The sequence below is a fragment of the Pseudomonas kitaguniensis genome (assembly GCF_009296165.1).
Lineage (GTDB): Bacteria > Pseudomonadota > Gammaproteobacteria > Pseudomonadales > Pseudomonadaceae > Aquipseudomonas > Aquipseudomonas kitaguniensis.
In genome coordinates, this window is the sequence record NZ_VUAZ01000233.1 from 1 (window position 1) to 2122 (window position 2122).

Below are 2122 nucleotides of genomic sequence, written 5' to 3' on the forward strand. Positions count from 1 at the left end.
CCGACCCAATCTCCCAAGCAGAATGTGGTCAAACTGTGGGAGGGGGCTTGCTCCCGATGGCGGTGGGTCAGTCAAATTCATGTATCAACTGTAAAACTGCTATCGGGAGCAAGCCCTCCCACAAACAAGCAGAAGCAGATCTACTGTGTATGCAAAATAACACCCCGAGCCCGTTTGCTGCGCGACAGCGCTACATTGAATCTCCCACACTTTGACGCTTAGTGTGTTTTTAACACGCTGCTCACTCAGCCTTTGGCAGCGGCCAGGATGAGGGCTTTCATCTCGGCAACTGCCCCTTTGAAACCGACGAACAGCGCGTGCGCGACCAGGGCGTGGCCGATGTTCAGCTCGTTGATGCCCTGGATCGCGGCCACGGCCTGCACATTGTGGTAATGCAAGCCATGGCCAGCGTTGACGATCAGACCTTGCGCAAGGCCGCAGTTCACACCGTCGATCACGCGTTGCAGCTCATTCGCCACGTCGGTCGGGGTGGTCGCATCGGCATAACGGCCGGTGTGCAGTTCGATGGCGGGCGCGCCGACGCGGCGCGAGGCTTCGATCTGGCGCTCATCAGCATCGATGAACAGCGACACTTCGCTGCCGATGCGTGACAAGCGCTCCACCGCGGCTTTGATCCGCGCTTCCTGGCCGGCCACGTCCAGCCCGCCTTCGGTGGTCAGTTCCTGGCGGGTTTCGGGCACCAGGCAGATATGCGCCGGGCGGATGCGCTCGGCGAACGCCATCATTTCTTCGGTCACGCCCATTTCGAAGTTCATGCGGGTTTGCAGCACGTCCTTGAGCAGCAACACGTCGCGCTCCTGAATGTGCCGGCGGTCTTCGCGCAGGTGCACGGTGATGCCGTCGCGCCCGCTTCTTCGGCATCCAGCGCGGCCTTGACCGGGTCAGGGTAACGGGTGCCCCGGGCCTGGCGCAGGGTAGCGACGTGGTCGATGTTGACGCCAAGAAGAATGCGATTGCTGGTGCTCACGGAAGCGCTCCTGAAAAGGGAAACAAACGCTGCACAGCATACACGGGGTTGTCAGGGCTTTCGAAACAACTCGCGGCTGACCAGCGGTCGCCCACCCAAGTGCACGGCCAGCGCTTGGCGCATCAAGCGTTTGGCGGCGGACAAGGCACCGGGGGCGCTCCAGTCGGCCTCGCTCATGGCCAACAACTCGGCGCCCTGGAACAGGCCCGGTTGCAGCAGGTACACGCGCTCAAGCCCGGCGTCGACTTGCAGGCGGTACATGCCGTCGGCGGCGATGGGCTCGCCGCGCAGGTCGTTGGCGAGTTCGAAGCCGTAGCCCAAATCGTCAAGCAAGCGCCATTCGAACGCACGCAGCAGCGGCTCCAACGGGCGCCCTTCGGCGAGGGCCAACAGCGTGGCGGCGTAATGATCAAACACGGCCGGGTGCGGGTCTTCGGCAGGCAGCAGGCGAATCAGCAGTTCATTCAGGTAAAGGCCGCTAAACAGCGCCTCGCCATTCAGCCAGGCAGAGGTGCCAACGCTTTCCAGACGGCCAACGTTTTTCAGCTCGCCCTTGCCGCGAAATTCCACGTCCAGCGCCACAAACGGCCGTGCCAACGTGCCCGCCTTGCCCCGCGCACTGCGCAACACCGCGCGCAGGCGGCCCTCGGGCGTGAGGAAATCCACCAAAGCGCTGGTCTCGCGGTAGGCGCGGCTGTGCAGCACGTAGGCAAGTTGGCTAGGGGGTGGGGTTTGAGACATGAGGTTCTCGCTGCTGACGACTGTCTTGAAAACAACCTAAACCGAATGTGGAGGGGCTGCCCCCGATGGCGGTGTATCAGTCACTTGTTGGTTAACTGAGCCACCGCTATCGGGGGGCAAGCCCCCTCCCACATTTTCTGCCCTGCGGTGTGCTTACAGGTCGCCGTAGCCGAGCGAACGCAGTGCGCGCTCGTCGTCGGACCAACCACCCTTAACCTTCACCCACAGGTTGAGCATGATCTTGGAGTCAAACAGCAACTCCATGTCCTTGCGCGCTTCAGTGCCGATGCGTTTGATACGCTCGCCCTTGTCGCCGATGATAATTTTCTTCTGGCCGTCACGTTTCAACGAGGATCAATGCATGAATGTGCAGGGTCTTGCCCTGCTGCTTGA

Annotated in this window: 1 protein-coding gene and 2 pseudogenes; all 3 read right to left on the reverse strand. The window is 61.7% G+C overall.

Annotated features, from left to right (window positions below; translation table 11 throughout):
- Positions 1-245: 245 nt before the first annotated feature.
- Positions 246-988 (reverse strand): annotated as a pseudogene (gene pdxJ / locus F0169_RS26920) (pyridoxine 5'-phosphate synthase).
- A 51-nt stretch (positions 989-1039) separates the two neighbouring features.
- Positions 1040-1729 (reverse strand): DNA repair protein RecO, encoded by a 690-nt coding sequence (gene recO, locus F0169_RS26925; RefSeq protein ID WP_152748124.1) that lies wholly within the window; start codon positions 1727-1729, stop codon positions 1040-1042.
- 153 nt (positions 1730-1882) lie between these two features.
- A pseudogene (locus F0169_RS26930) lies at positions 1883-2122 on the reverse strand (KH domain-containing protein); the annotation flags it as partial.

Coding starts and splice junctions, on each gene's coding strand:
- recO (WP_152748124.1), bottom strand. CDS start 1,729: ATGTCTCAAACCCCACCCCCTAGCCAACTTGCCTACGTGCTGCACAGC.